The organism is Paenibacillus sp. YYML68 (assembly GCF_027923405.1).
Taxonomy (GTDB): Bacteria; Bacillota; Bacilli; order Paenibacillales; family NBRC-103111; genus Paenibacillus_G.
This window is the reverse complement of the sequence record NZ_BQYI01000001.1, coordinates 214355-240000: the sequence shown is the minus strand read 5'-3', so window position 1 is coordinate 240000 and position 25646 is coordinate 214355. Positions and strand designations below refer to the sequence as shown.

Annotated in this window: 21 protein-coding genes, 4 tRNA genes, 3 rRNA genes and 1 riboswitch; of the genes, 23 read left to right on the top strand and 5 right to left on the bottom strand. The window is 50.9% G+C overall.

What is annotated here, in order from left to right; genetic code table 11:
• Window positions 1–52: 52 nt before the first annotated feature.
• The 16 genes from rrf (PAE68_RS01100) to PAE68_RS01025 all read left to right on the top strand — a co-directional run bounded on the left by rrf (PAE68_RS01100) (window position 53) and on the right by PAE68_RS01025 (window position 15108).
• Window positions 53–169: ribosomal RNA gene (gene rrf, locus PAE68_RS01100) — 5S ribosomal RNA — on the top strand.
• Between the two features lie 50 nt (window positions 170–219).
• Window positions 220–296: transfer RNA gene (locus PAE68_RS01095), tRNA-Ile, on the top strand.
• A gap of 18 nt (window positions 297–314) precedes the next feature.
• Window positions 315–390: transfer RNA gene (locus PAE68_RS01090), tRNA-Ala, on the top strand.
• Window positions 391–640: 250 nt separating this feature from the next.
• Window positions 641–3551, top strand: a 23S ribosomal RNA gene (locus PAE68_RS01085).
• A gap of 180 nt (window positions 3552–3731) precedes the next feature.
• Window positions 3732–3848: ribosomal RNA gene (gene rrf, locus PAE68_RS01080) — 5S ribosomal RNA — on the top strand.
• Window positions 3849–4047: 199 nt separating this feature from the next.
• Window positions 4048–5505, top strand: coding sequence for an IMP dehydrogenase (gene guaB, locus PAE68_RS01075; RefSeq protein WP_281883248.1), 1458 nt, complete (start codon window positions 4048–4050; stop codon window positions 5503–5505).
• A 201-nt stretch (window positions 5506–5706) separates the two neighbouring features.
• On the top strand, window positions 5707–6981 hold the full coding sequence (locus PAE68_RS01070; RefSeq protein ID WP_281883246.1) for a D-alanyl-D-alanine carboxypeptidase family protein: 1275 nt from the start codon (window positions 5707–5709) through the stop codon (window positions 6979–6981).
• Between the two features lie 119 nt (window positions 6982–7100).
• On the top strand, window positions 7101–7985 hold the full coding sequence (pdxS, locus tag PAE68_RS01065; RefSeq protein ID WP_281890836.1) for a pyridoxal 5'-phosphate synthase lyase subunit PdxS: 885 nt from the start codon (window positions 7101–7103) through the stop codon (window positions 7983–7985).
• 43 nt (window positions 7986–8028) lie between these two features.
• On the top strand, window positions 8029–8601 hold the full coding sequence (gene pdxT / locus PAE68_RS01060; RefSeq protein ID WP_281883244.1) for a pyridoxal 5'-phosphate synthase glutaminase subunit PdxT: 573 nt from the start codon (window positions 8029–8031) through the stop codon (window positions 8599–8601).
• Window positions 8602–8613: 12 nt separating this feature from the next.
• Window positions 8614–9894, top strand: coding sequence for a serine--tRNA ligase (serS, locus tag PAE68_RS01055; protein ID WP_281883242.1), 1281 nt, complete (start codon window positions 8614–8616; stop codon window positions 9892–9894).
• Window positions 9895–9941: 47 nt separating this feature from the next.
• Window positions 9942–10029, top strand: a tRNA-Ser gene (locus tag PAE68_RS01050).
• Window positions 10030–10435: 406 nt separating this feature from the next.
• Complete coding sequence (locus PAE68_RS01045) at window positions 10436–11437, top strand: DUF3231 family protein (protein WP_281883240.1); 1002 nt, start codon at window positions 10436–10438, stop codon at window positions 11435–11437.
• A gap of 445 nt (window positions 11438–11882) precedes the next feature.
• Window positions 11883–14327, top strand: a complete 2445-nt coding sequence (locus PAE68_RS01040; protein ID WP_281883238.1) for a bifunctional diguanylate cyclase/phosphodiesterase — start codon at window positions 11883–11885, stop codon at window positions 14325–14327.
• Between the two features lie 69 nt (window positions 14328–14396).
• Window positions 14397–14744 (top strand): hypothetical protein, encoded by a 348-nt coding sequence (locus tag PAE68_RS01035; RefSeq protein ID WP_281883236.1) that lies wholly within the window; start codon window positions 14397–14399, stop codon window positions 14742–14744.
• An 11-nt stretch (window positions 14745–14755) separates the two neighbouring features.
• The gene (locus PAE68_RS01030) at window positions 14756–14941 is read left to right on the top strand and encodes a hypothetical protein (protein WP_281883234.1); all 186 of its coding nucleotides are present in this window, start codon (window positions 14756–14758) and stop codon (window positions 14939–14941) included.
• Between the two features lie 23 nt (window positions 14942–14964).
• Window positions 14965–15108, top strand: a complete 144-nt coding sequence (locus tag PAE68_RS01025; protein ID WP_281883232.1) for a small acid-soluble spore protein P — start codon at window positions 14965–14967, stop codon at window positions 15106–15108.
• A gap of 95 nt (window positions 15109–15203) precedes the next feature.
• Here PAE68_RS01025 and PAE68_RS01020 read toward each other — a convergent pair whose 3' ends face one another.
• Both PAE68_RS01020 and PAE68_RS01015 read right to left on the bottom strand, forming a co-directional pair.
• Window positions 15204–15383, bottom strand: a complete 180-nt coding sequence (locus PAE68_RS01020; protein WP_281883230.1) for a hypothetical protein — start codon at window positions 15381–15383, stop codon at window positions 15204–15206.
• Between the two features lie 269 nt (window positions 15384–15652).
• Window positions 15653–16810, bottom strand: a complete 1158-nt coding sequence (locus tag PAE68_RS01015) for an IS4 family transposase (RefSeq protein WP_281882888.1) — start codon at window positions 16808–16810, stop codon at window positions 15653–15655.
• Window positions 16811–17060: 250 nt separating this feature from the next.
• On the opposite strand from PAE68_RS01015, the gene map reads away from it, so the two are divergent.
• On the top strand, window positions 17061–17810 hold the full coding sequence (gene map / locus PAE68_RS01010; protein ID WP_281883228.1) for a type I methionyl aminopeptidase: 750 nt from the start codon (window positions 17061–17063) through the stop codon (window positions 17808–17810).
• An 87-nt stretch (window positions 17811–17897) separates the two neighbouring features.
• Here map and PAE68_RS01005 read toward each other — a convergent pair whose 3' ends face one another.
• On the bottom strand, window positions 17898–18062 hold the full coding sequence (locus PAE68_RS01005) for a hypothetical protein (protein WP_281883226.1): 165 nt from the start codon (window positions 18060–18062) through the stop codon (window positions 17898–17900).
• Between the two features lie 54 nt (window positions 18063–18116).
• A tRNA-Arg gene (locus tag PAE68_RS01000) sits at window positions 18117–18189 on the bottom strand.
• A gap of 132 nt (window positions 18190–18321) precedes the next feature.
• Here PAE68_RS01000 and PAE68_RS00995 point away from each other — a divergent pair.
• From PAE68_RS00995 to PAE68_RS00980, 4 genes are all read left to right on the top strand, one after another.
• Window positions 18322–20163, top strand: coding sequence for a cation:proton antiporter family protein (locus tag PAE68_RS00995; RefSeq protein WP_281883224.1), 1842 nt, complete (start codon window positions 18322–18324; stop codon window positions 20161–20163).
• Between the two features lie 504 nt (window positions 20164–20667).
• The gene (locus tag PAE68_RS00990) at window positions 20668–21201 is read left to right on the top strand and encodes an RNA polymerase sigma factor (RefSeq protein WP_281883223.1); all 534 of its coding nucleotides are present in this window, start codon (window positions 20668–20670) and stop codon (window positions 21199–21201) included.
• A complete protein-coding gene (locus PAE68_RS00985) occupies window positions 21198–21722 on the top strand; it encodes a zf-HC2 domain-containing protein (RefSeq protein WP_281883221.1) in 525 nt (174 codons plus the stop codon). The genes PAE68_RS00990 and PAE68_RS00985 overlap by 4 nt, the downstream gene beginning before the upstream one ends.
• 62 nt (window positions 21723–21784) lie before the next feature.
• On the top strand, window positions 21785–22894 hold the full coding sequence (locus PAE68_RS00980; RefSeq protein WP_281883219.1) for a hypothetical protein: 1110 nt from the start codon (window positions 21785–21787) through the stop codon (window positions 22892–22894).
• 103 nt (window positions 22895–22997) lie between these two features.
• Here the strand turns inward: PAE68_RS00980 and tadA are convergent, their stop codons facing one another.
• Window positions 22998–23465 (bottom strand): tRNA adenosine(34) deaminase TadA, encoded by a 468-nt coding sequence (tadA, locus tag PAE68_RS00975; RefSeq protein ID WP_281883217.1) that lies wholly within the window; start codon window positions 23463–23465, stop codon window positions 22998–23000.
• 324 nt (window positions 23466–23789) lie between these two features.
• A riboswitch (cyclic di-GMP riboswitch) is annotated at window positions 23790–23879 on the top strand.
• A 101-nt stretch (window positions 23880–23980) separates the two neighbouring features.
• Here tadA and PAE68_RS00970 point away from each other — a divergent pair.
• Together PAE68_RS00970 and PAE68_RS00965 are read left to right on the top strand one after the other, a co-directional pair.
• Window positions 23981–24691, top strand: a complete 711-nt coding sequence (locus PAE68_RS00970) for a flagellar brake protein (RefSeq protein ID WP_281883215.1) — start codon at window positions 23981–23983, stop codon at window positions 24689–24691.
• Window positions 24692–24814: 123 nt separating this feature from the next.
• Window positions 24815–25570, top strand: coding sequence for a peptidoglycan recognition protein family protein (locus tag PAE68_RS00965; RefSeq protein WP_281883213.1), 756 nt, complete (start codon window positions 24815–24817; stop codon window positions 25568–25570).
• Window positions 25571–25646 lie beyond the last annotated feature (76 nt).

The following is a 25646-nucleotide window of genomic DNA, read 5'->3' as shown; positions in this document are numbered from 1 at the left end:
ACTCACTCATGTTCAGTTTTGAAAGGTGCAAGCCTTTCTAGTCAAGAAAAGGTTTGGTGATGATGGCGGAAGGGAACCACGCGTACCCATCCCGAACACGACCGTTAAGCCTTCCAGCGCCGATGGTACTTGGACCGCAGGGTCCCGGGAGAGTAGGACGTCGCCAAGCAAGCCCACCAAGGGTGGGCTTTTCTTATGACTAGTTTTGATTATATGTAAGGGCCCTTAGCTCAGCTGGTTAGAGCGCACCCCTGATAAGGGTGAGGTCGGTGGTTCGAGTCCACTAGGGCCCACCATAACTTTATATTAATTATGGGGCCATAGCTCAGCTGGGAGAGCGCCTGCCTTGCAAGCAGGAGGTCAGCGGTTCGATCCCGCTTGGCTCCACCATGAAAGATTTTGTTTGACATCTTTCGACGAATGTGGTATATTTTCCATTGTCTTTGTCAGAAGATGTATGTTGTTCCTTGAAAACTGGATAACGAAACGAAAGCAACAACGCTGAAACATCTGTTGCGAGCTGCATCCGCAGCAAAGCAACGATGTGTTGATCTTTTAGCTATAAGCGAGTATTTCTATTTTCAAGCGACATTTGTGCGAAGCGCAACCGGAGCGACAAAATAGAAACGACGAGCAACATGGTTAAGCTATAAAGAGCACACGGAGGATGCCTAGGCACCAGGAGCCGATGAAGGACGTGGCGAACAACGATAACGCCTCGGGGAGCCGTAAGCAGGCTTTGATCCGGGGATGTCCGAATGGGGGAACCCGCGTGAGGTAATACTCACGTACCATGTAGTGAATACATAGCTACATAGGAGGCAGACGAGGGGAACTGAAACATCTAAGTACCCTCAGGAAAAGAAAACAAAAGTGATTCCGTCAGTAGCGGCGAGCGAAAGCGGATTAGCCCAAACCAAGGAGCTTGCTCCTTGGGGTTGTAGGACCTCGATGTGGCAAAAGCTTGTTAGGCGAAGCGGTCTGGAAAGGCCCGGCACAGTAGGTAAAACCCCTGTAGCCAAAAGCGAGCGTATGCCTAGAGGGATCCTGAGTACGGCGGGACACGTGAAACCCCGTCGGAATCCGGCAGGACCATCTGCCAAGGCTAAATACTCCCTGGTGACCGATAGTGAAGCAGTACCGTGAGGGAAAGGTGAAAAGAACCGCGGGAGCGGAGTGAAAAAGAACCTGAAACCGTGTGCTTACAAGAAGTCAGAGCTCGTTAATGAGTGATGGCGTGCCTTTTGTAGAATGAACCGGCGAGTTACGTTTGCAAGCGAGGTTAAGGTGAGAAGCCGCAGCCGCAGCGAAAGCGAGTCTGAATAGGGCGAATGAGTTTGTAGACGTAGACCCGAAACCGTGTGATCTACCCCTGTCCAGGGTGAAGGTGCGGTAACACGCACTGGAGGCCCGAACCCACGAATGTTGAAAAATTCGGGGATGAGGTGGGGGTAGGGGAGAAATTCCAATCGAACTCGGAGATAGCTGGTTCTCCCCGAAATAGCTTTAGGGCTAGCCTCGGGATTAGCGTAGCGGAGGTAAAGCACTGATTGGGTGCGGGGCCCGCCAAGGGTTACCAAGTCCAGTCAAACTCTGAATGCCGCATACGTATACCCGGGAGTCAGACAGTGAGTGCTAAGATCCATTGTCAAGAGGGAAACAGCCCAGATCATCAGCTAAGGTCCCCAAGTGTGTGTTAAGTGGGAAAGGATGTGGAGTTGCACAGACAACCAGGATGTTGGCTTAGAAGCAGCCACCATTTAAAGAGTGCGTAATAGCTCACTGGTCGAGTGACTCTGCGCCGAAAATGTAACGGGGCTAAACACACCACCGAAGCTATGGGTCCATTAAGGGCAGTAGGGGAGCGTTGTATGCGGGTAGAAGCTAGATCGTGAGGACTGGTGGACTGCATACAAGTGAGAATGCCGGTATGAGTAACGAAAAGATCAGTGAGAATCTGATCCGCCGTAAGCCTAAGGGTTCCTGAGGAAGGCTCGTCCGCTCAGGGTAAGTCGGGACCTAAGGCGAGGCCGAAAGGCGTAGTCGAAGGACAACAGGTTGAAATTCCTGTACCACCGTGAACCGTTATGAGCAATGGGGTGACGCAGAAGGATAGTGACGCGGACTGATGGATGTCCGTCCAAGCAGCAAGGCTGGTTAGTAGGCAAATCCGCTAACCGTAAGGCTGAGCTGTGATGGGGAGGGAAATAAAAGTACCGAAGGTCATGAGTTCAAGCTGCCAAGAAAAGCCTCTAGCCAGGGAGAAGGTGCCCGTACCGCAAACCGACACAGGTAGGCGAGCAGAGCATGCTAAGGCGCGCGGAAGAACTCTCGTTAAGGAACTCGGCAAAATGACCCCGTAACTTCGGGAGAAGGGGTGCCTCGGTAGGGTGAATAGCCCGAGGGGGCCGCAGTGAAAAGGCCCAAGCGACTGTTTAGCAAAAACACAGGTCTGTGCGAAGCCGCAAGGCGAAGTATACGGGCTGACGCCTGCCCGGTGCTGGAAGGTTAAGGGGAGCGGTTAGGAGTAATCCGAAGCTGTGAACCGAAGCCCCAGTAAACGGCGGCCGTAACTATAACGGTCCTAAGGTAGCGAAATTCCTTGTCAGGTAAATTCTGACCCGCACGAATGGCGTAACGACTTGGGCGCTGTCTCGACGAGAGATCCGGTGAAATTTTAATACCTGTGAAGATGCAGGTTACCCGCGACAAGACGGAAAGACCCCATGGAGCTTTACTGCAGCTTGATATTGGACTTTGGTACGATCTGTACAGGATAGGTGGGAGCCTGAGAAGCCGGAGCGCCAGCTTCGGTGGAGGCGCCGTTGGGATACCACCCTGATCGTATCGGAGTTCTAACCTGGTACCGTGAACCGGTATGGGGACAGTGTCAGGTGGGCAGTTTGACTGGGGCGGTCGCCTCCTAAAATGTAACGGAGGCGCCCTAAGGTTCCCTCAGAATGGTTGGAAATCATTCGCAGAGTGCAAAGGCATAAGGGAGCTTGACTGCGAGACAAACAGGTCGAGCAGGGACGAAAGTCGGGCTTAGTGATCCGGTGGTACCGTATGGAAGGGCCATCGCTCAACGGATAAAAGCTACCCTGGGGATAACAGGCTTATCTCCCCCAAGAGTCCACATCGACGGGGAGGTTTGGCACCTCGATGTCGGCTCATCGCATCCTGGGGCTGAAGTAGGTCCCAAGGGTTGGGCTGTTCGCCCATTAAAGCGGTACGCGAGCTGGGTTCAGAACGTCGTGAGACAGTTCGGTCCCTATCTGTCGCGGGCGTAGGAAATTTGAGAGGAGCTGTCCTTAGTACGAGAGGACCGGGATGGACGTACCGCTGGTGTACCAGTTGTTCCGCCAGGAGCACGGCTGGATAGCCAAGTACGGACGGGATAAGCGCTGAAAGCATCTAAGCGTGAAGCCCCCCTCAAGATGAGATTTCCCAATATGTAAGACCCCTTGTAGACGACGAGGTTGATAGGTTCGGGGTGTAAGCACGGTAACGTGTGTAGCTGACGAATACTAATCGGTCGAGGGCTTATCCTACAACGTTTACGAAGTAAACGTACTTCGTAAGCAAAAGCTAATATAGAGCATCAGCGTGCTTGAGTTTCGTATCCAGTTTTCAAGGTGCAAGTCGCCTTGAGTTTTAAGCTGCATGTCCTTTTCAAGGTTGGATATTTTATTGTCGAATCTCGAAGAAGTGATGTCAGCATAAAAATCCGGTTTGGTGATGATGGCGGAAGGGAACCACGCGTACCCATCCCGAACACGACCGTTAAGCCTTCCAGCGCCGATGGTACTTGGACCGCAGGGTCCCGGGAGAGTAGGACGTCGCCAAGCGAGTAAAGAGCCCCACTGATTGAAGTTATAATCAGTGGGGCTCTTTTTTAGCATAATAGGTAATACTCAATATGTACGTTTAGTGACAGCGCTCATCAATCATGTAGAGCGGCTGTTTTTAGCTTGACATGAAAATTGGCATTTTGGTAAGATTGCAATAATATATTTCGGCAGGTACATATGAAGGAGGATTTATTACGTGTGGGAGTCTAAATTTGCAAAAGAAGGGCTTACGTTCGATGACGTATTGCTTGTACCTCGTAAGTCTAATGTGTTCGGTAAAGAAATCGACATTTCCACTGAGCTCACACCTAAGCTTAAGCTGAACATTCCTTTTATCAGCTCGGCGATGGATACAGTTACGGAATCGAAGCTTGCGATTGCAATGGCCAGAGAAGGTGGCATCGGAATTATTCATAAAAATATGCCGATCTCCCAGCAGGCGGAGGAAGTCGATCGGGTGAAGCGCTCGGAGAGCGGCGTTATTACGAATCCTTTCTCCCTGACTCCTGATCATCATGTATATGACGCTGAAGAAGTTATGGCGAAGTACCGGATCTCTGGAGTACCGATCTGTGATGAGAATCGGAAGCTTGTCGGCATACTGACTAACCGCGACCTTCGGTTCGTGCATGACTACTCCATCAAGATCAGCGATGTGATGACGAAGGATAACCTGGTAACAGCACCTGTAGGAACGACACTTCAACAGGCGGAGGGTATTCTTCAGAAGCATAAGATCGAAAAGCTGCCTCTCGTGGATGACAACATGATCCTCAAAGGTCTGATTACAATTAAGGATATTGAGAAGGCCATTCAATTCCCGAACGCAGCGAAGGACCAGCATGGGCGTCTGCTTGTTGGTGCGGCTGTAGGGGTGTCGAAGGATGTAATGGAGCGTACGGCTGCACTCGTGGAAGCAGGCATTGATGTCGTCGTAGTTGATTCTGCACACGGGCATCATATCAATATTCTCAATACAGTGAAGGCGATTCGCGCCCAATATCCGGAGCTTCCTATTATTGCGGGTAATGTAGCTACTGGAGACGGTACACGCGATCTGATCGAGGCTGGAGCTTCTATGGTTAAGGTCGGTATCGGTCCGGGCTCCATCTGTACGACACGGGTCATTGCAGGTATCGGCGTACCGCAAATTACAGCGATCTATGACTGTGCAAGTGTAGCTAGAGACTATAATGTACCGATTATCGCGGATGGTGGAATTAAGTACTCTGGCGACGTAACGAAAGCAATCGCATCAGGTGCCAGTGCGGTAATGATCGGTAGCTTGTTTGCTGGGACCGAGGAGAGCCCAGGCGAGTCGGAGATTTATCAAGGACGTCGCTTCAAGGTGTACCGTGGAATGGGCTCATTGGGTGCGATGAAAGAGGGCAGTAAGGATCGATACTTCCAGGAGAACGAGAGCAAGCTTGTACCTGAAGGTATTGAAGGCCGCGTTCCTTATAAAGGACCACTGGCAGATACGCTGTATCAGCTCGTAGGTGGCCTTCGCTCTGGTATGGGATACTGTGGAGCACCTACAATTCCTTCTCTGATTAACGATACGACCTTCGTACGTATTACGGGTGCAGGACTTCGCGAAAGTCACCCTCATGATGTGCAAATTACGAAGGAAGCACCTAACTATTCCTTATAGTATTGAATATCAGCTTACCTAAGGCGGCTTAGCCGTTATCATAAGCATCAAAGCAATAACCTCTGCACGGCTCAAGCTGATTGAGAAAGCCGTGTCAGAGGTTTTCGCGTTTTTTTACGATGTAGCTGTCATTGTGGTAAAATAAGAACGATCTTAATTCATACATCATTTGCCATAGGAGTGAGAGGATTGCTTTTTAAAGTGAAACGTATTTGTACTGTAATTGCCGCTACACTTGTGTTGAATACGACCCTAGCCCTAACACAGCCTGAGCAAGCAAGTGCCGCTAATACGAATACCGCAGATCTACAGCTAAATGCATCTTCCGCGATCTTGATGGAAGCGACCACAGGGCAAATCTTGTACGAATTTAACGCTGATCAAGCATTACCTCCGGCCAGTATGGCTAAGATGATGACGGAATATTTAGTTATGGACGCAGTGAACAGTGGTAAAATTCAGTTGTCAGATATGGTGAATACGACGGAGGCGGCCTCTGATGCGATTGGCTCCGGCCAGCTGTTGGCGCTAAACGAGCAAGCAACCGTAGACAATATGTTCGCGGCGATGTCGATCTACTCCTCGAATGATGCAACGATTGCCCTTGCCGAGCATCTTGCAGGCTCAGAGGAAGCGTTCGCGAAGCTGATGAATGAGAAGGCGAAGGAGTTCGGGTTATCTCCGGAAGCGAACTTCATTAATTCAACCGGGTTGTCTCGGGCCGATATGGGGAAGCATGCGCCGAAGGAGGTACAAGGCGAAACGATGCTAAGTGCCAGAGATGCTGCCATTATCGCACGTAATATCATTACGAAGCATAAGAACACGCTGGATTATACGAAAATACCGACACGCAAGTTTCGGGAAAAGGACCCAGAACCCATGGTCAATTGGAACTGGATGCTGGCCGATAATAAGAGCAACAAATACTTGGCCAAATACGCTTATGAAGGTCTCGATGGGCTGAAGACAGGACATACGAGGGAGGCTAAGTATTGCTTCACAGGTACGGCCGAGCGTAATGGGCTGCGCTTGATCAGTGTTGTTATGGGAACACCAAGGGAAGAAAGCCGCTTCTTGGAAACACGCAAGCTGCTCGATTATGGCTTCAACAACTTCGAGGCGAAGACCGTGCTGACGGCAAAGTCTGAAATAGATTCCTTGAAAGCTGTAAATATTAAAAAAGGTGTGGAGCTACAGGTATCAGTTGTGACCGAAACAGGCCTCACACTGATTGCAAAGAAGGGTACGCCAGCCGATCAGTTCCAGGTGTCTGCGGCAGCTCTAGAGGAAGATAAGCTCATCGCACCGATTGAGAAGGGGCAAGTGGTCGGTAAGGCTAAAGTATCGTTCGGAGGGCAAGATTACAGCGTCAATCTGATTGCAACAGAGGCTGTGGAGAAGGCAGGCTGGTTCCGATTGTTTTTCCGAGCGATCAAGGACTTCTTCGTAGATACGATTTCGGGCAGCAAGTAAGCTGCCCTTTCCTGCAAGGATATAGCTTGTACATTTAGAACAGTTCATGTAAAATATTTCTTTAGTTAGTTTTCAAATATGGAGCGTGTCAATCAAGGCTAGTAATCAGGAGGAATCGGATAATGGAAACAGGTACATCTCGCGTAAAAAAAGGTATGGCTGAAATGCAAAAGGGCGGCGTCATTATGGACGTTATGAATGCGGAGCAAGCGCGAATTGCAGAAGCAGCGGGCGCATCTGCTGTTATGGCGCTTGAGCGTGTTCCTTCGGATATTCGAGCAGCAGGCGGCGTAGCTCGTATGGCTGACCCAACAATCGTGGAAGAGGTTATGAAGGTTGTATCCATTCCAGTTATGGCTAAAGCGCGTATCGGCCACTACGTAGAAGCCAAGGTGCTTGAGTCGATGGGTGTAGACTATATTGACGAGAGCGAAGTGCTTACTCCGGCTGATGAAGTGTTTCATATAGATAAGAAGCAATTCACAGTACCGTTCGTGTGCGGAGCAAGAGATCTGGGCGAAGCGCTTCGTCGTATCGGTGAAGGAGCATCCATGCTTCGTACGAAGGGCGAGCCGGGAACAGGCAATATCGTCGAAGCAGTTCGTCATATGCGTATGATTACGGGTCAGCTCCGTAAAGTACAGAGCTTGTCGAAGGACGAGCTTATGGCTGAAGCGAAAAACTTGGGCGCACCTTACGAGCTGCTCCTTCAAGTGCATGAGACAGGCAGATTGCCAGTAGTGAATTTCGCAGCTGGCGGAGTTGCAACACCTGCGGATGCTGCGCTGATGATGCATTTGGGCTCGGACGGCGTATTTGTTGGCTCTGGTATCTTCAAATCGGACAGCCCGGAGAAGTTCGCGAAGGCGATCGTTGAAGCAACGACACACTACACAGACTACGAGCTGATTGCAAATATTTCCAAAAACTTGGGTACCCCAATGAAGGGGATTGAAATTTCGAAGCTGCAAACCTCCGAGCGTATGCAGGAGCGCGGCTGGTAAGCAGCACGATAGCTTGGGCAGCTGGCGGGAAGAGGTTGAGACGATGAAGATCGGAATATTGGCGCTTCAAGGCGCGGTTGCCGAGCATATCGGCATGGTGGTGAAGGCCGGCGGTGAAGGTGTTGCAGTGAAACGGCCGGAGCAGCTTGATGAGATCGATGGCATTATCATTCCTGGCGGTGAAAGCACGACAATTGGCAAGCTGATGAGAACGTACGGTTTCATCGATGCCCTGCGCGATTATTCGCGTCAGGGCAAGCCGATTTTTGGCACATGCGCGGGGCTGATCGTACTGGCTAAAGATATTATTGGTCAAGAGGAGTCGCATCTTGGCTTAATGGATATTCAAGTTGCTCGTAATGCATTCGGCAGACAGCGGGAGAGCTTCGAGACCGATCTGCCTATTAAGGGGATTGCTGAAGATGTACGAGCTGTCTTCATACGAGCTCCGCTGATCGAAGCAGTAGGTGAGTCTGTAGATGTGCTGGCGGAGTATCAGGGCTCTATCGTTGCTGCAAGACAAGGGAACTTGCTCGCGACTTCCTTTCATCCGGAGCTGACTGATGATGAGCGGATGCATGCGTATTTTATAGACATGGTACGGGAGACGAGGTAGGAGGGGTCTGTCTTGTTAGATGTGAAATTGCTGCGGAGCGACCTGGAGCTCGTCAAGCAGGCGATGGCGAATCGGGGGAAAATAATTGAGGAGCTGGACCGCTTCACCGAGCTGGACACGAAGCGCAGAGAGCTGCTACAGGAAGTCGAGCAGCTGAAGAACCGCCGTAACGTGGTGTCGCAGGAAGTGGCACAGCTGAAGAAGGCGAAGGAAAATGCAGATCACTTAATCGAGGAGATGAAGGTCGTCGGCGACCGGATTAAGCAGCTCGATGAAGAGATTCGTGAGCTGGAAGCCGAGCTCGATACGATTATTCTTGCAATTCCTAACGTCCCTCAGAACAATGTACCGATCGGACACAGCGAAGAAGAGAATGTGGAGCTGCGCCGAATTGGAGACGTACCGTCGTTCTCCTTCGAGCCTAAGCCGCATTGGGAGATCGCGCAGCAGCTTGATATTATCGATTTCGAAGCAGCTGCTAAAGTAACGGGCTCGCGATTTGTGTTCTATAAAGGCTTAGGCGCTCGTCTGGAGCGTGCTCTGTATAGTTTCATGATGGACCTGCACGCGGATCAGCATGGCTATGAGGAGATGCTGCCTCCGCTTATCGTCAATCGCGACAGCTTGATGGGCACAGGGCAGCTTCCGAAGTTCGAAGAGGACGTCTTCAAGCTGGACGGTCTGGATTATTATCTGATCCCTACAGCCGAAGTTCCGGTAACGAATTACCATCGGGATGATATCTTGACGCTTGAGGACTTGCCGAAGCATTATGTCGCTTACAGCGCTTGCTTCCGTTCGGAGGCCGGCTCTGCTGGCCGCGATACGCGCGGCTTGATTCGACAGCACCAATTCAATAAGATTGAGCTGGTGAAGCTTACGACGCCGGAGAGCTCGAATGAGGAGCTGGAGAAGCTTACGTCCGATGCAGAGAAGGTGCTTCAGCTGCTGAATCTGCCTTATCGGGTTATGGCCTTGTGTACGGGAGACCTCGGCTTCACGTCCTCGAAGACGTATGATCTTGAGGTATGGCTGCCGAGCGGTCAGTCTTATCGGGAAATTAGCTCCTGCAGCAACTTCCAAGACTTCCAAGCTCGTCGTGCGAACATTCGATTCCGTCGCGACCAGAAGGCGAAGCCGGAATTCGTGCATACGCTGAACGGCTCAGGTCTTGCGATCGGCCGTACCGTCGCTGCCATCTTGGAGAACTTCCAGCAGGACGACGGAAGCGTATTAATTCCCGAGGCGCTGCGACCTTATATGGGTGGAATTGAGCGAATCAGCAAAAAGTAGCGCTTGAATCTCATTGATTAAGTGTGATACAATGCTATTTGTCACCCGGAGAGGTGGTCGAGTGGTTTAAGGCAGCGGTCTTGAAAACCGCCGAGGTGCAAGCCTCCGTGGGTTCGAATCCCACCCTCTCCGCCATACATACAATACAAACGACCCTTCGGGGTCGTTTTTTGGTATGGAGGACATGAGGGTGGGATGAGAACGAGAGCAGGTTCGTCGGAGCATAGCTTCGATAGGAATACATCGCAGTCGGCCTGAAAGGCCGCATCCCACCCTCTCCGCCATACATACAATACAAACGACCCTTCGGGGTCGTTTTTTGGTATGGAGGCGTGCCAGCTAAAGCACGCATCTTCTAGTCGGTGCAAGTCCGGTCGCGCGAGGACTCGGCAGGTGCAGGCATCCCTTGGGCGAGCCAACGGTTCGGACGGCTGATGGACGCGGCCGCCGTCGCCTCTAGTGAAAATACGTAGGGAGCAGCCGAATAAACCCCAATGTTCATGCAAACCATAAGTAAAGCTTTGTTTGAGGAGGGGCTGTTATGAACACGAATATGATCCCGCTGACATCAACAGAATTCGGAAATCTATGGATGACGTATCAGGAAAAAACGATGCTGCTCCGTTTGCTTGAGCATTTTTTGGAGCATGCGGATGAAGAGACTCGAACTGTTTTTCAGAAGGCATACGATCAATCCGAACAAACCGCAGCGGCCATTCGTGACTTGTTCCGAGCGGAAGGAGCCGTCATTCCACACGGCTTCACCGAGAAGGATGTGTATAATGGTGCGCCCAAATTATTTGATTACCAATACGATCTGATGTTTATGCATATGATGAGCAAAATCGAGACGAATCTTTTCGCGGTCTACTCGACGATGTCTTACAGGAGTGATATTCGACAGTTTTTTAACAAGGCGACCGCACAGTCCCTAGAAAGCTTCAATGCATGTACAGAGCTGTTATTGGAAAGAGGCGTGCTAGCGCGTTCACCTTACATGTCTCTGCCTAAGGAGGTTCATTACATCGTTAACCACGATTATTTGAACGGAAATTCGTTATTCAAGGAGAAACGTGCCCTGAATGCGATTGAGATATCATTGATTCACCATGCCATCGAGACGAATTTGACTGGCATGCAATTGATGATTGGCTTCGCTCAGGTCGCTGATCATCCGGAGGTGCGGCAATATTTTATTACAGGTATGGAATTATCAAAGCATGTGGAGACGACCTTGGGCGAATATCTAAGGGATGATTTCATCGAGCCGCCTGCTACACATGCAGGGAAAGCGACCGCTTCGAGGGTTGCACCATTTTCCGACAAGCTAATGCTTTATTTGACCAATTTATTAACAGCTTTCGGCTTAGGTAGCAATGCGCTGGGTGGTGCATTCAGTTTAAGAAGCGACCTGCCAGTTACGATGGCGCTGCTTGCGCGAAAGATCGTACCTTTTCTGAAGGAAGGAGGACAGCTTATGATCAAGCACGGGTGGATGGAGGAGCCTCCGCACGTAGAAGACCGCAGGCAGTTAACCCGGTAGACTTGAGAGGCAGCAACCGAACGGATCGGCTGGGATTGACGGAGTAACGTTAGCCGACATTGAGAAGCAAGTAAAGGTATTCTTCGTGTACGGATGTCAGCGCCTTCTTAGAGAGGGGGAACTATCGTGAACAACCCGTAAAGCGCCAATACATTCCGAAGAAGGATGGTAAGCATCGGCCGCATCCGACCCTCTCCGCCATACATACAATACAAACGACCCTTCGGGGTCGTTTTTTGTTTACTTTGGTAAAGGCATGAGCGTGAATTGTGAACGGGAGGTTGTCTTCATGAATATAAATAATTTACGTTAAGTTAACGTAAACAGCGGTTGCCTCTAATGTGCTTGCCATAAAATAGAATTTAACTATGGTTGTATGTTAAAACGAACCATACAGACATGAATAATGAATGGATACATTTTGGCTGAAATGAGGGGAATGTGTGTGGAGCACGTTCATGGATCTTACGATCTTACATTGGTGTTATTCTCGTATGCGGTTGCGGTAGTCGCTTCTTATACCGTTCTCGACTTAGTAGGTCGAATTACGACGTCTGAAGGTCATCATCGGTGGCTCTGGACCATGTTTGGTGCACTGGCGATGGGTCTTGGGGTATGGTCGATGCATTTCGTCGGTATGCTAGCCTTCTCGCTCGACGTTTCGGTTGCATATAACATGTTTACCGTCATTTCATCTGTCGTCGTTGTCGTTGTGGCATCGTTCCTAGCTCTACTCGTCGTTGGTCGAAGCAAGCAAATGACAATGCCTCAGCTACTGGTCGGGGCGCTATTACTCGCCGCGGGCATATCAGCGATGCATTATATCGGAATGGCTGCGATGCAGATTGAGATTATGTATCATTACGGGTACGTGATGCTATCCGTAATAATCGCCATCATTGCTTCTATAGCTGCGTTGTGGCTAGCCTTCTACTTCCGCAAGGAGAGCGAGAGCAGACTTAGCTGGAAGAAGATATGCAGCGGCTTCATCATGGGAGCGGCTGTTGTCGGGATGCACTACACGGGCATGCATGCGGCCAGCTTCAAAGTGAGGCAAACGCTTGAGCTTCAGGATGGCCTATTATTGGACCATAAGCTTCTTGCTTATATGATCTCGACAGGCACCTTATTGACGCTAGGGCTTTCCTTGTTCGGCATCTACATCTCCAATCGGTTCTCCAAGCAAGATTCTGAAATTGCGCAGCGTGAGAAATGGTACAGGTCGTTATTCGAGAACAACCAAGACGCAATTATTTCCATTGATACCTCTTACCGAATACTGAACTTCAACAAGGCTGCTGAGAAATTAACGGGACTACACGGCGAATGGTTCCATAACCAGACAATCGATAACCTGTTTCCTTATATCGTAAAGGAAGAGCAAGAGGAGACGCGAGAGATGTTCTTCCGGGCGTTAGAGGGGGAAATCAGAAGCTATTCAACGGCTATATTGCATCCGAACGGTACAAGACTGGACCTCCACGTCATTAACGTCCCCGTTGAGATTGGTGGAGAGGTCGTCGGCAGTTACATTATTGCCAAAGATATTTCTGAAGAAAAGAATTCCAAGGAAAAGGTCCAGCTTCTTGCCTTTCATGATGAATTAACAGGACTTCCGAACCGACGCATGCTTAATGAACAATTACTCAAGCTGATTGAGCGCAAGGTTGAACGATTCTCCGTCATGGTGCTCGATATAGATCGATTCAAATTAATTAATGATTCTCTAGGCCATACGTACGGAGATATATTCCTTCAAGAGGTGAGCAACCGTATTCTTCGAGCAATCCAGCATATGTCTGTCACATTAGCGCGTATGGGTGGAGATGAATTCACCGTGCTGTGCAGCCAAAATTATGAAGCAGATGAGCTTGCCAAGCTCGCGGAACGAATTATCGCCGAGATCGCGGTGCCGTATCGACTGAAGGAGAGCGACTTCTACGTATCCGCAAGTATTGGCATCGCGATATATCCTCAGGATGGACAGGATGCCGAGCAGCTGTTGAAGCATGCGGATACGGCGATGTATGAGGTGAAGAAGAACGGGAAGAACGGCTTCCAGTTCTACACCGGACAGCTCAATGCGCAGCTGCAGCAAAAAATCGAGCTGGAGTCAGAGCTGAGACGTGCGATTGCTGAGCAGCAGCTGACGGTCTATTATCAGCCGCAGGTTCGGACGAAGGACGGATGTATGGTTGGCATTGAGGCGCTTGTCCGCTGGAACCACCCGGAGAAGGGGATGGTCTCTCCAAGCTTATTTATACCGATAGCAGAAGAAACCGGAATGATCTATGAGCTAGGCGAATGGGTACTGAGAGAAGCATGCTCACAGATGAAGAGATGGCATAATGCCGGTGGACCTCTCATCCCGGTATCGGTCAACCTATCGTCTCAACAGTTCCATCAAGCTAGTCTTACTGACACCATCCAAGCGGTATTGAAACAAACCGGTCTAGAGCCGCAGTACTTGGAGCTTGAAATTACGGAAAGCATGATGATGGATGAGAACATCTCTAGCGATATTCTCAGACAATTAACAGCAATAGGTATAAGAATAAGCTTAGATGACTTCGGCACAGGCTACAGCTCCCTTAGCTACTTGAGAATGCTTCCTATACAAAAGCTGAAGATTGATCGCTCCTTCATTCGAGATATAGCGAGTAACGATAACGATAAAGCAATCGTCGCCACCATTATATCGATGGCACAGCATTTGAACATGGACGTCATTGCAGAAGGAATTGAGACACGGGAGCAGCTGGATATATTGATCAATCACGACTGTAAGGAGATTCAAGGCTATTACTACAGTCGGCCTCTGCCAGCGGATGAAATTGAGGAAACGTTTTTTATCCCATTGAGAGATCGCAGCTTACCGAATATTAGTTAGCGCTACGCCAGGGGTACAGCGTATAGGATGCCATGACGAAACGCACTTTAAGTCATGGAGGTGTTAAAGATGAGTCATTCCGACAAGCTGAGCATCAACCAGCAGGAGCTTGCAGCAGCCTGGAATCGTACACTGCCTATGGTACTGAATACGTCTGATAAAGCAGAGGTGCTACCTGACGAGGCAGAGACGAACGCACTGCGCGTGCATATTGTAACGGCCGGCCGCAACCTGTACAGCTTCGACTTCAAGTGCACGTATGTGGACGCTCGAGAAGTGAAGGTCGAGCTGATTGACGTGGAACGGGATAACGTCAGTGTGGATGAGCGCACGACAATCATTCAGACGATGGTCGACGATTACATTCGCCATCTTCATGAATGCGCCCAGCAGCTACATGCGTTAACAAGCCGATAGGGGGAAGCGCCATGACGAAGAATAAGAGCGATGTGGACAAAAACCTTCAGAATGTCGTCAAGGATCTGGAGCATGTGGCCGTTAACAGCCATCAGGCTCAGCAGGTTCAGCAGCAGACGAATGATCACCGTCATCAGGATGCGTTGAATCATGACCATAAGCATGCACGTCCATCTGCACTCTTAGATAAACAATAATAGAACTTGAGGAGGTGCCGACGATGCCAAAAGATATTCCACAGCCAGTTAACCCGCCAAGCGGACAAGAGAATCAAGACGAGCAGCGTCAACGTACAGGCCCGAAGCCAGGTTCTAAGCGTGTGAAGAATGAGAATCATAGCCGTCATAATAACGGAGAAGGTTAATATCGAAAGAAAAAAAGCCTCTTACCGATTCGGTAAGAGGCTTTTTTTGTCAAGGAATCCCAGGTGTAATCATGAGGCTGGTAAGTAGGAGCTGTCTAGCTGTTCCGCTCTACAATCTGAAAGCATTCCTTCAGCAGCAGCTGAGCCATCGCTTCATCGTCTGTATAGCCGTATAATTGAGCACCACCGGCAATTGCATCACAAACATCATCCAGCACCGTGCAAATGGAAATTGAAAACTCATCGTAAATGATGTAATAAGTGTTTGCCGGCATCCGTTCCCACCCCGAAATATGAAAATGTCGAGTTCACTCCTTATTTTACCATGTGTTATTAATAAAATGAACGTTTTAGCAAAACTTAATAAGTTTTTTCAGTAGCGTTGCATAAATCATGACATCTAAAATGGTGGAATATTCAGAAATTAGTTTTCAAATTCCAAGGGCCAAAAACTTACGGGGTACCCCTGAAACAGGCAGTTGCTGTCCATTTGTAATATTCATCCTTTTCAAGTTGATGATTGGTTTTTTTCGACTTAGGCGACTTACTGGTCTTTCTGTTTCTTCTGTCGCCCTCTCGAAGTTCGACTTGGTTTTCGCTCTACTGCTGCGACCATCCTCAGCCACGGTTGCCACATGAGTTCTTTCAAAGCCTCAATGAGTTCCGTTAACGTTCGACTCGTTCCCAGTTCTAGCTTCATAAGCAGCAGCAAGCAGTATGCAATTAAACAGATCCAAATCTGATTCATCACTGCGTTCTCGCTGTCACCGTAAAAACAGGTTAGCTTCAGGTTCTGCTTGACCCACCGGAAGAACATCTCGATCTGCCAGCGGCTACGATACAGGTCACCAAGCTCTTCTGCCGTCAGGTCGAACCGATTCGTAATGATACGGACCTCATTACCGCGACCGTCTGTGGTGACGATCATACGAAGGGGGTGCTGCATGCGCTTGTGAGCTTTGCCTAGCACGACTTTGACATCGCGGATGATGTCTGAATCTGTGTTCACCGAAAGTTCTTCCACTTCTTCGACAACAGCATTGTCCTTTAATCGTGATACGAATCGAATGCCACGCTCGCAGTAACTGTCGTATTTGCCGTAGTCCAGATACCCGCGGTCCATCAGATACGTGACGTCCGACTCATCGATCAGGACGTCCATTTGGCTGCGGTCTGCGGGCCTTGCAGGCGTAACCACTGCCTTATCCGGATAAACATGGTCGGGGTCAGCAAATGCCACTCGCAGGTGCAGTTTCACGCCTGCTTTCGTTTTTCGGAAAGTCGCCCATTTATACCGCTGTAGGCAAACGCTGATCGTAGAAGAGTCTATAATCTTGACCGTTCCGATGCGCCCTGATATCGGCCTAGCATCTCGATGCAACTGTGTAATGAGATTACAAAGGATGGCTTGAAGTACTTCTGGGTCCAGTTGATTATTTTTACGGGACAACTGGGATGCACTGATCGAAGCAATGCCGAGTTGCTTTTGAAATTCCTCGTCGTGCTCCAGCTTTCGCATGATGGAACGAAGACCCTTTCGCTTCTCTAACTGTGCTTCGATGAAGATGTACAGAAAGACTAAGGTGTCGAGCTTTTTCACATAACGGTCGAGCGTAGTCGTGCTTTGCCAATTCGGGATGATGTTTGGATTTATTGGTGCAACCCATTTACCAAATGCAGAAAATAGTGTATCCTTGTCCATGCGTATCTCCTAAGTTAGGGATTTGGACAGGGCTACCTGTTACCCTAATTTTAGGAGTTTTTTGTTACAGAGTACGACCTATTTATTACAATAATAGCACAATTTGTCCAATCTGTTCGCGTGTTAGTTTTTATGCAACGCTACTGAAGTTTTTTATCAATTATTCGGTTGAAATGACGTTCCGTGTAAGTGGTCATTTTGGTGTAAAATAGCGTACAATAAAGAAACTCTATAGAAAAGGGGAACAACAGTGGTCATTCTAAAATCAAAGGAAGACATGATGGCAATGCGCAAGGCCGGAATTATACTTGCAAACTGCCATAAAGAAATAGCGAAGATGATTCGTCCTGGAATTACGACAATGGAAATTAACGACTTCGCTGAGGCTTACATAACGAAGCATGGGGCGGAGCAGGTAACGAAGGGCTTCAAAGGGTTCCCGGCGGCCACCTGTGCCTCCGTCAACGATGTGATCGCACACGGGTTTCCGAATCGAGAGCCTCTGCAGGAGGGGGATATCGTGAAGATCGATATCGTCTGCCGCTACAACGGCTGGTGTGCCGACACGTGCGAAACGTACGCTGTTGGCCGTATCTCACCGCTGGCAGAGCGTCTGGTGAAGGTAACGAGGGAATGTCTGGAGCTCGCGATCAAGCAGGCTGTGGTCGGAAATCGGATTGGAGACGTCGTGCATGCCATTCAGAAGCATGCCGAGGACGCCGGGTTCTCTGTCGTTCGTGACCTTGTCGCACATGGCATCGGCCGTTCGATGCACGAGGAGCCGAACTACCCACATGCAGGCAAGCCGGGCCGCGGCTTCCGTCTACAGGAAGGAATGGTATTCACAATCGAGCCGATGATCAACGCAGGTAAGTTCGACATGTTCATTGATTTCGACGGATGGACGGCGAAGACGATGGATGGCAGCTTGTCAGCACAGTTCGAGCATACGGTTGCGATTACAGCGGACGGACCGTGGGTGCTGACCAGACCTGAGTAAGAGATTCGGGGGAAGCGCTGCGGTAAGCCGCATATCAAAAAGCCTGTATCCGGTCTACGTACGGAGGATACAGGCTTGGCGGGCTTTTTAATTTTGACGTTGCCGGGACGCAGAGCTCTTGGAGTTCGGTTGCTGTACGCTGCTGCTCGAAGCTTCGCTCGCTCCTGTAGCATCTTCCTTCACATCATTGATGCCTTCGTTGTTAAATACATAAATTTTTTCGGTCTGGTCTTGCTTCTGGTTGCGATTCATCGCTTATCACCTCAATCGTATTGTGCGATAGCGAGGCCAAGCTTATACATAGGACGTCCCCGAGAGGACTCGAACCACTATCTGTCCTTTAGGAGAGGACTGCTCTATCCTGTTGAGCTACGGGGACTGGTGAAGATTCACAGCAGATTGATTATAGCACAGGATAAGTTCGCGCGAAAAGCGATAACATGCAAGATTGCATCGAATGAACATAATTTCGTAAAATGGGGAAAAATACACAAGCTGGAGGTGAGATGATATGGAGCATGCAGAATCTGGTTCAATTACAAGCTTAATTCTCGTCGTATTGGTGTCCTTCTTAGTCCCGATGGTGCTGTACCATCTCAAGCTGCGCTTGCTTCCCGTTGTCGTCGTTGAGATTGCGGTCGGCTTGCTCATTGGTAAAAGCGGGTTAAACCTCGTCGGTGACGATCCATGGCTTCATCTGCTGTCTTTGCTTGGATTTATTTATCTGATGTTCTTGAGCGGTCTTGAGATCGACTTCTCCGCATTCAAGGGTAAGACCGATTCGTCGTCAGCCGGAGGAATGAAGCCATTCAGCACAGCGGTCATTATATTCATCGGAATATTCGTCGTCTCCGGGCTGCTGTCGCTCGTATTGAGCATGATGGGGCTTGTAGACCGCGTATTTTTGATGACGCTCATTATCGGTACGATTTCACTCGGCGTCGTCGTCCCGGTTCTGAAGGAGAAGGGGCTGCTGAACCAGCCTTTAGGACAGACGCTGCTGCTCATTACAGTGCTGGCGGACTTCGTGACGATGATCTTCCTCGCGTTCTACGTCAGCTGGTTGTCGCGAAATTTGACGAAGATGGGGCTCTTGTTACTGTTCTTCGTATTAATTTACATTATCTACCTATTGATTCGCCGATTTACATCGAAAAAGTGGTTCGACGCCCTCAGCCAAGGCACGATTCAATTTGGTACAAGAGCAATCTTCACGCTCATTCTCGTGTTCGTCTTCCTGTCAGAGTCGCTGGGTGCGGAGAACATACTGGGCGCCTTCATGGCTGGCGTCGTCGTCTCGCTCTTAATGCCGAAGAAGGAATTCGTTCATCAGCTCGAATCGTTCGGCTACGGCTTCCTGATTCCAATCTTCTTCGTCATGGTTGGGGTCAATCTGGAGCTCGGCCACGTCTTCAGCGATTCGAAGGTACTGCTCTTAATACCGCTGCTGCTCTTCTTCATCTTCTTGTCCAAAATGGTGCCGATGCTCGTCCTCAAGCGCTGGTATCCTTGGAAGCAGGTCATCGGCTCCGGGGTGCTGCTGTCCTCTACGCTGAGCTTGGTCATTGCGGCGTCTACGCTCGCGCTGGAGCTTGGCATCATCGACGAGGCGATTCACGGCTCGTTGATCGTCGTGGCAGTGCTCAGCTGCCTCGTGTTCCCGGTTATCTTCAATAAGCTGATTCCGCAGGAGGAGCCGAAGCGGCCAGCGGTGTCGATTATCGGGGCTAACCATATCTCGATCACGGTAGCTCAGGAGCTGAGCCGGGAGTCGGACTTCGAGGTGAGACTGTTCACGACGAGTGGACTCGAATCGCAGATGGATGGGGAGTCTGGGCTTCGCAAGGAAAGCTTAAGGCTGTTGTCTAACCTGTCCGAGCAGGAGCTGACCCAGGAGGGGGCGTTCCAGGCTGACATTATTGTGCTGGCGACGATGGATGATTCGATTAATATTCGGATCGCCCGCAGCTTGAAGGACGAGACGGGCAAGCGTCTCATCGTGCGCGTCGAGGACCCGCAGCTGCAGCGTACGATTCAGGAGGAAGGGTTTACCGTATTCTCCACGCTGTACGCGGCCAGCACCGTACTGCGAGCCTTCATCGAGCATCCGAGCGCGCTTAAGCTCATCTCCGAGCATGCGGATTCGATGCGTGAGATCGTTGTCGACAATCCGGCTTACGATGAGGTGCTTCTGAGGAAGCTGCCGCTCCTTGCGGACCTGCTTATACTTCGCGTCTATCGCGGAGAGTCGTTCCTCATTCCGCATGGTAATACGCTCATTCGCCGCGGAGACCGTCTGCTCGTCAGCGGACAGGCGGAGCAGATTCAGGCGTTCAAGAAGAAGCTGAAGTAAGAGCTCATTGGAACTCCCTTATACTCGTCGGTTTGAAGCTTGCATGGCTGCAGGCTTGGGACCGGCGAGTTTTTTTGTGTAGAACATGCAGGATCATTGCAGTACTTAAGCGTGGCAGCAGCGTCTATAGGAATAGGTGGAGCTCGGAATTGGTTATTCCAGGGGGGTTCCGATGAGAGTCGAGGTAGGCCCTCAATTTGGCCATGCCAAATTCGAGGCTTGCCATAACCAAATCCGATGGCACGGATTTGGTTATTCCAGGGGTTCCGATGAGAGTCGAGGTAGGCCCTCAATTTGGCCATGCCAAATTCGAGGCTTGCCATAACCAAATCCGATGGCACGGATTTGGTTATTCCAGGGGGGCCGATGAGAGACGAGGTAGGCCCTCAATTTGGCCATGCCAAATTCGAGGCTTGCCATAACCAAATCCGATAGCACGGATTTGGTTATTCCAGGGGGGGAGGGAGAGACATTAGTAGTTCGGAGGAGGCGTGGATTACCCGCATGCAGGGCGGAGATCGGCAGGCGTTCCAGGAGCTGGTGGACGGCTATGGGGCATATCTCTATCAAGCGGTCTATGGCGTGCTGCGTTCAAGCAAGGATGCGGAGGACGTGACGCAGGAAGTGCTGATGACAATCATCTCGTCCCTCCCCCAATACCGGTATCAAGGCTTCAAGGCCTGGATTACCCGCATCGCTGTGAATCGAGCTATTGATTATAAGCGAGCGATGGAGCGGAAGAGGGAGCAGCTGACCGCTGAATGGGAGCCGCTTGAAGGTAGAATAGAAGCAACCAGCGGGTCGGTCTACAATGACGTAGAGACGTCGATTCTGAGCAAGGAGAAGCATGAGCACGTACATCGCTGCGTCGATAAGTTGCCGCAGCACTATAGGGATGTCGTCTACGCGTACTATATGGAGGAGAAGTCGCAGAAGGAGATTGCCGAGGAGCAGCAGATGCCGCTGCGTACGGTGGAATCGAAGCTGTATCGCGCAAAGCAGCTGCTGAGGAAAGCATGGAGGAGGGACCGGGAATGAGTCATGGATCAGAGGCGCTATGGATGCGGTATGTAAAGGGGACGCTGCCGGAGCGGGAGCGAGCCTTATGGGAGGAGCATCTGGCCGTTTGCGATAGCTGTTTGGAGCTGTACATGCGTTCGGTGGAGATAGAGGCTGCCTATTGGCCAGCACCGGATATGAATGCTCTACGTCGGGCCGCGATGACCGCTCATGAGGAGTACCGGTCCAGCCTGATTATCGATAAGGAAGAAGCTTCGCTGCAGGAGGCAGAGGCGCTTAGGCCAAGGAATCGCTTCCGGGATTGGTGGCAGCATCCGTTCTTTCAATATACGGCGGCTTGTGTGCTCACGATCGTTCTGATGAGCTCGGGTGTGTTCGAAGCATTCGTACAGACCGCAGATGCGCTGGAGCAGCGGGTGCAGCAGCAGGGGGATGCAAGGCAGCGCGATGTATCCGTCTCCGAGCAGCTGGTGAACCGCACCAGAGGGCTGATCGAGCAAATACTGTACATCGATAAGGGAGAGAGGGAATTGAGATGATCGAGAGAAATCAAGCTACAGCGTTTATGCTTTCGATAATTCCGGGACTCGGGCATATCTACATGGGACGTTGGAAGATGGGACTGTTCCTGTCGGGGGCTTTCTTCGGATCGCTTGTGCTGGGGGTAGGGTTGTTTGCTTCGTATGCGTATTATGAGCGAGAAGCCATCGTACTGCTGGCCTTTGCTTTATTCATCTGGCTGGGCAGCATGTTCAGCATCGTCAAGCGGACGACGCGGGATGCTGGACGAGGTGATCGCAGCGGGGGGCAGCACGCTAGCAGTGCTGCAGGGCAGGTCGGAGCGGGACAACGACCGTCTATGGAGGGCGGGATAAATTCGAATGGAGCTGGGCATGAAGAGATGTATCCAGCTACCGCGGAGAGAGACCGCACGTTTAGCCTGATGGCTGCGTTCATTCCCGGACTCGGACACTTTCAGCTAGGGCTGATGCAGCGGGGACTCGGCTTCGTTGCCCTCTTCTTCGGCCTTGGCATACTCGCGTTCTTCATGACCGCCATGGCTCTCGAAGACGACTTCCTGCTCCTGTTAATCGGACTACCATTCATCTGGGTATACAGCCTGTTTGATTACCAGCAGCAGGCGAACAAGAGGGCTCGCGGCGAGGTGCTGGTAGACCGTACCGTGTTCGAGGATTTCCAGCATGGGCAAGAAGGCAGAGGGTTGAATAAGATGCTCGCTGTGCTCCTCTCCATGTTCCCGGGCGCTGGTCATATGTATCTCGGTTTGCAGAAGAGAGGCTTTCAGCTCATGGCAGCGTTTCTACTAACGGTGTACTTGACGGATGCGCTGAGATTGTCGTTGTTCTTGTTTCTCATTCCGCTCTTATGGTTCTATAGCTTCTTCGATTCGTTACAGTTCATTGCCAAGGCCGGGAAGGAGCCGCTGAAGGATGAGCCGCTGGTCGAAGAGCTGGTGCATCGCAAGCGGTGGATAGGCTGGGGGCTGTTTGCACTCGGGCTCTATTATTTAGTCGATCAAGTGCTGATACGTTCGCTGGGACTCCTGATCAACGAGCATTTGTCCAATCGGATTATCAGATGGTACGACGGCTACTTCCAGCTGCTTCTCGTCTCGCTGCTCATGATCGGCGGCGGTCTACGCTTGCTGCGGGGCGGCGGTAAGAGGAAGGAGCAGCGTAAGCCACAATAAGGGCGCGAACAGCGAACAGCCACGATCGTTCACCTGCATGGCAGATGGACGGTCGTGGCTTCGTTGTCGTGAGGAGGGCGCATCTGTATGCGAGGATCAGAGATTACACCTTGCCGCGAAGCTTGCGGAAAAACTGAGTCAGCATCGAGCTGCACTCCTCGCGCAGCACGCCCTCCATGACGTCGACGCGGTGATTGAACCGTTCCTCCTGCAGCAGGTTCATCAGCGTGCCAGCGCAGCCGGCCTTCGGGTCCCGTGTGGCGTAGATGACCTGTGGAACGCGTGCCTGCACGATCGCCCCTGCACACATCGGGCAAGGCTCGAGCGTGACATACAGTCGGCAATCGAGAAGCCGCCATGCGTCAAGATATTCGCTCGCCTGCTTGATGGCGATGAGCTCTGCGTGTGCGAGCGGGTCCTTCGTCGTCTCGCGTACGTTATGGCCGCGCCCGATAATCGTATCACCGAGCACGACGACAGCTCCGATTGGAACCTCGCGGATGGCCTCGGCCTTGCGTGCCTCCTCGACGGCTGCGCGCATGTAAGCTTCATGAGCTTCGTAGGTAGTCAAAGGATACACCTCGTTCGCAATCTGTGGACGATACAACGAACAAATATTCGTTTACACACATGCTGTGGATAAGATTGTGGATAACATACAGCAGATCCTCTCCCATTGTAGGGAAAAGCGGCATTTCAAGCAAGCGTTAACGGTGAGTACGAAGTTGTGCACAGGAGCGGGAAAATGTGAATATGTTGTAAATGTTGCTCGAATGTTAAAAAATAAGCCGAATCTTGTCTGACCCACTTGTATATTTTAGAAAAGCCCATATAATTGAAATTAACATTAAGCACATAGGCCTACAAATTTAGGTAATAAGTCTACGAGTATTTGTTGTAATAAGGGCAAACCTGTCGAAAGGCAGGGACGCAAAGCTGAGGGTCTAAGGTCCAGCGATTGGACGATGACAGCCTGGCCGCCGAATGTACGTCACGCGGTGAACAGGCTGTATGCTCGAGGCTTCGAGATACGGTCTTTTTTGTTGCTGTGCGGTATATTCGAGCGGAAAGGGTGATCAGTAAGCGATGCTTGTACCTGAGAAGCGGTCTAACAAGTCCTACGATTTCTCCAAGGAGAAATATCAAAGTCCAAGCGGCATTATGCTGCATAGCCGGACGGTTGTCGAGAAGGACAATTATGTGGCCACAGGCGTGCTTACTTATGCGGAAGGGGACGTCCTCGAGGTGGAGCTGAACGAATACAAGGCGTTCCAATTGAGCGAGAACGTCAAGCTGACCGTCTATTCACCAGGAGGCGTCTACACGTTCCAATCGACGGTCATTGCGAAGGACCAAGGGTCCTTAATGTTCATTAACCCACCGCAGAACAAAAACCGGTTCGTAGAGAAGCGGGAGCATCCGCGTGTGGACGTCTCGCATCGCGGACATATGCTTTCGTATGGTAAAGTGTATGATAATGAGCAGGTACTGGAGCAGGCGGTAGAGATCGATATTCATAATATCAGCGTCAGCGGAATTGGCTTCTCGCTAGCCAGCGATATCGAGCTTAACGAGCAGATGAAGGTGCAGGTGAACATCGATCTCGGCTTCGAAATTCCGTGCCTGGTCGAGATTATACGCAAGCAGAAGCGGGATGACAGTCACTACTATGGAGCCCAATACGTTGAGCTTCCGTCTGAGAAAACGAATTCGCTGCGAGCCTTCGTGCTGAAGAAGCAGGTGGAGCAGCATTTTGGCAAAAAAAACGAAGAAAAACGAAAGCGTGTGTTTAAATAAACAGCATGTTCGCGGACTCCTTAAGGAGTTGCTGCATATGATGAGGATAAGGCAGGATGCAAGGAGCGGGTCAAGCCATCGGCCAGCCAGCTTGCCGAATTCAGGACGAGGATGGTGAGCGTCGTGGCTTTCACGATGAAATACAGCATCACCCAGCGGTATTTAACAGGTCCGAGCAGCCGACGCCCGCAGCAGGCGCTGAGCGGACCGCGCTTTATCGTGGCGCATGATACGGGCAATCCGGGGTCGACGGCCTCAGCGAATGTTGCCTATTTCGAGCGAACGAGGAATGAGATGTCGGCGTCTGCTCATCTTTTCGTCGATGATAAAAGTATTATTGAATGTATTCCGTTATTAACCGGTCGGCCGGAGGTTGCCTACCACGTTGTATACAACGTGACGACAGACAATGCGCGGTACGGAGATGATGCGAACGACGCGGCAGGCGCGGTCGAGCTGTGTCACGGAGGCACGATTAACTTGACGGAGTCGTACAAGCGCTACGTATGGGTCATGGCCTATATATGCTACAAGTTCGGACTTGATCCGGCCACCGACATCGTCGGGCATTATACGCTGGACCCTGCAAGGCGTACAGATCCTCAAGGTCCGCTGCGACAGCTGGGGAAGACGTTCGCCGACTTCGTGCAGGACGTGGTGAACGAGTACCGGGCGAGCGTTATACCAGACAACCCAACGCCGCCGCCGACGCCCGTACCGGGTCCAGGCACGGGGACGATGATTAGCGTGGAGGATGCGAACAAAATTATTCGCTTCCTGTCGGCCTCTTACTTCGCTTCAGGTGACGCGGAGGCACAAGCGGAGTTCCATCGGCTCGCTAATGAGCTTCGTCGTGTATCGGGGCAGCCGCTGGAGTAGCGGTGAATGTTAGAGAACCTTCTTGCGATTGGAGCGGGAAGGTTTTTTTGCGCGGGCTCGCGTGACATGTTCCCCC

Coding starts and splice junctions, on each gene's coding strand:
- PAE68_RS01045 (WP_281883240.1), top strand. CDS start 10,436: ATGAACACGAATATGATCCCGCTGACATCAACAGAATTCGGAAATCTA.
- PAE68_RS00995 (WP_281883224.1), top strand. CDS start 18,322: ATGGAGCATGCAGAATCTGGTTCAATTACAAGCTTAATTCTCGTCGTA.
- PAE68_RS01005 (WP_281883226.1), bottom strand. CDS start 18,062: ATGAATCGCAACCAGAAGCAAGACCAGACCGAAAAAATTTATGTATTT.
- PAE68_RS00990 (WP_281883223.1), top strand. CDS start 20,668: ATGCAGGGCGGAGATCGGCAGGCGTTCCAGGAGCTGGTGGACGGCTAT.
- PAE68_RS01035 (WP_281883236.1), top strand. CDS start 14,397: ATGAGTCATTCCGACAAGCTGAGCATCAACCAGCAGGAGCTTGCAGCA.
- PAE68_RS01020 (WP_281883230.1), bottom strand. CDS start 15,383: ATGCCGGCAAACACTTATTACATCATTTACGATGAGTTTTCAATTTCC.
- PAE68_RS01025 (WP_281883232.1), top strand. CDS start 14,965: ATGCCAAAAGATATTCCACAGCCAGTTAACCCGCCAAGCGGACAAGAG.
- PAE68_RS00970 (WP_281883215.1), top strand. CDS start 23,981: ATGCTTGTACCTGAGAAGCGGTCTAACAAGTCCTACGATTTCTCCAAG.
- PAE68_RS00980 (WP_281883219.1), top strand. CDS start 21,785: ATGGGACGTTGGAAGATGGGACTGTTCCTGTCGGGGGCTTTCTTCGGA.
- PAE68_RS01015 (WP_281882888.1), bottom strand. CDS start 16,810: ATGGACAAGGATACACTATTTTCTGCATTTGGTAAATGGGTTGCACCA.
- PAE68_RS00985 (WP_281883221.1), top strand. CDS start 21,198: ATGAGTCATGGATCAGAGGCGCTATGGATGCGGTATGTAAAGGGGACG.
- pdxT (WP_281883244.1), top strand. CDS start 8,029: ATGAAGATCGGAATATTGGCGCTTCAAGGCGCGGTTGCCGAGCATATC.
- PAE68_RS01030 (WP_281883234.1), top strand. CDS start 14,756: ATGACGAAGAATAAGAGCGATGTGGACAAAAACCTTCAGAATGTCGTC.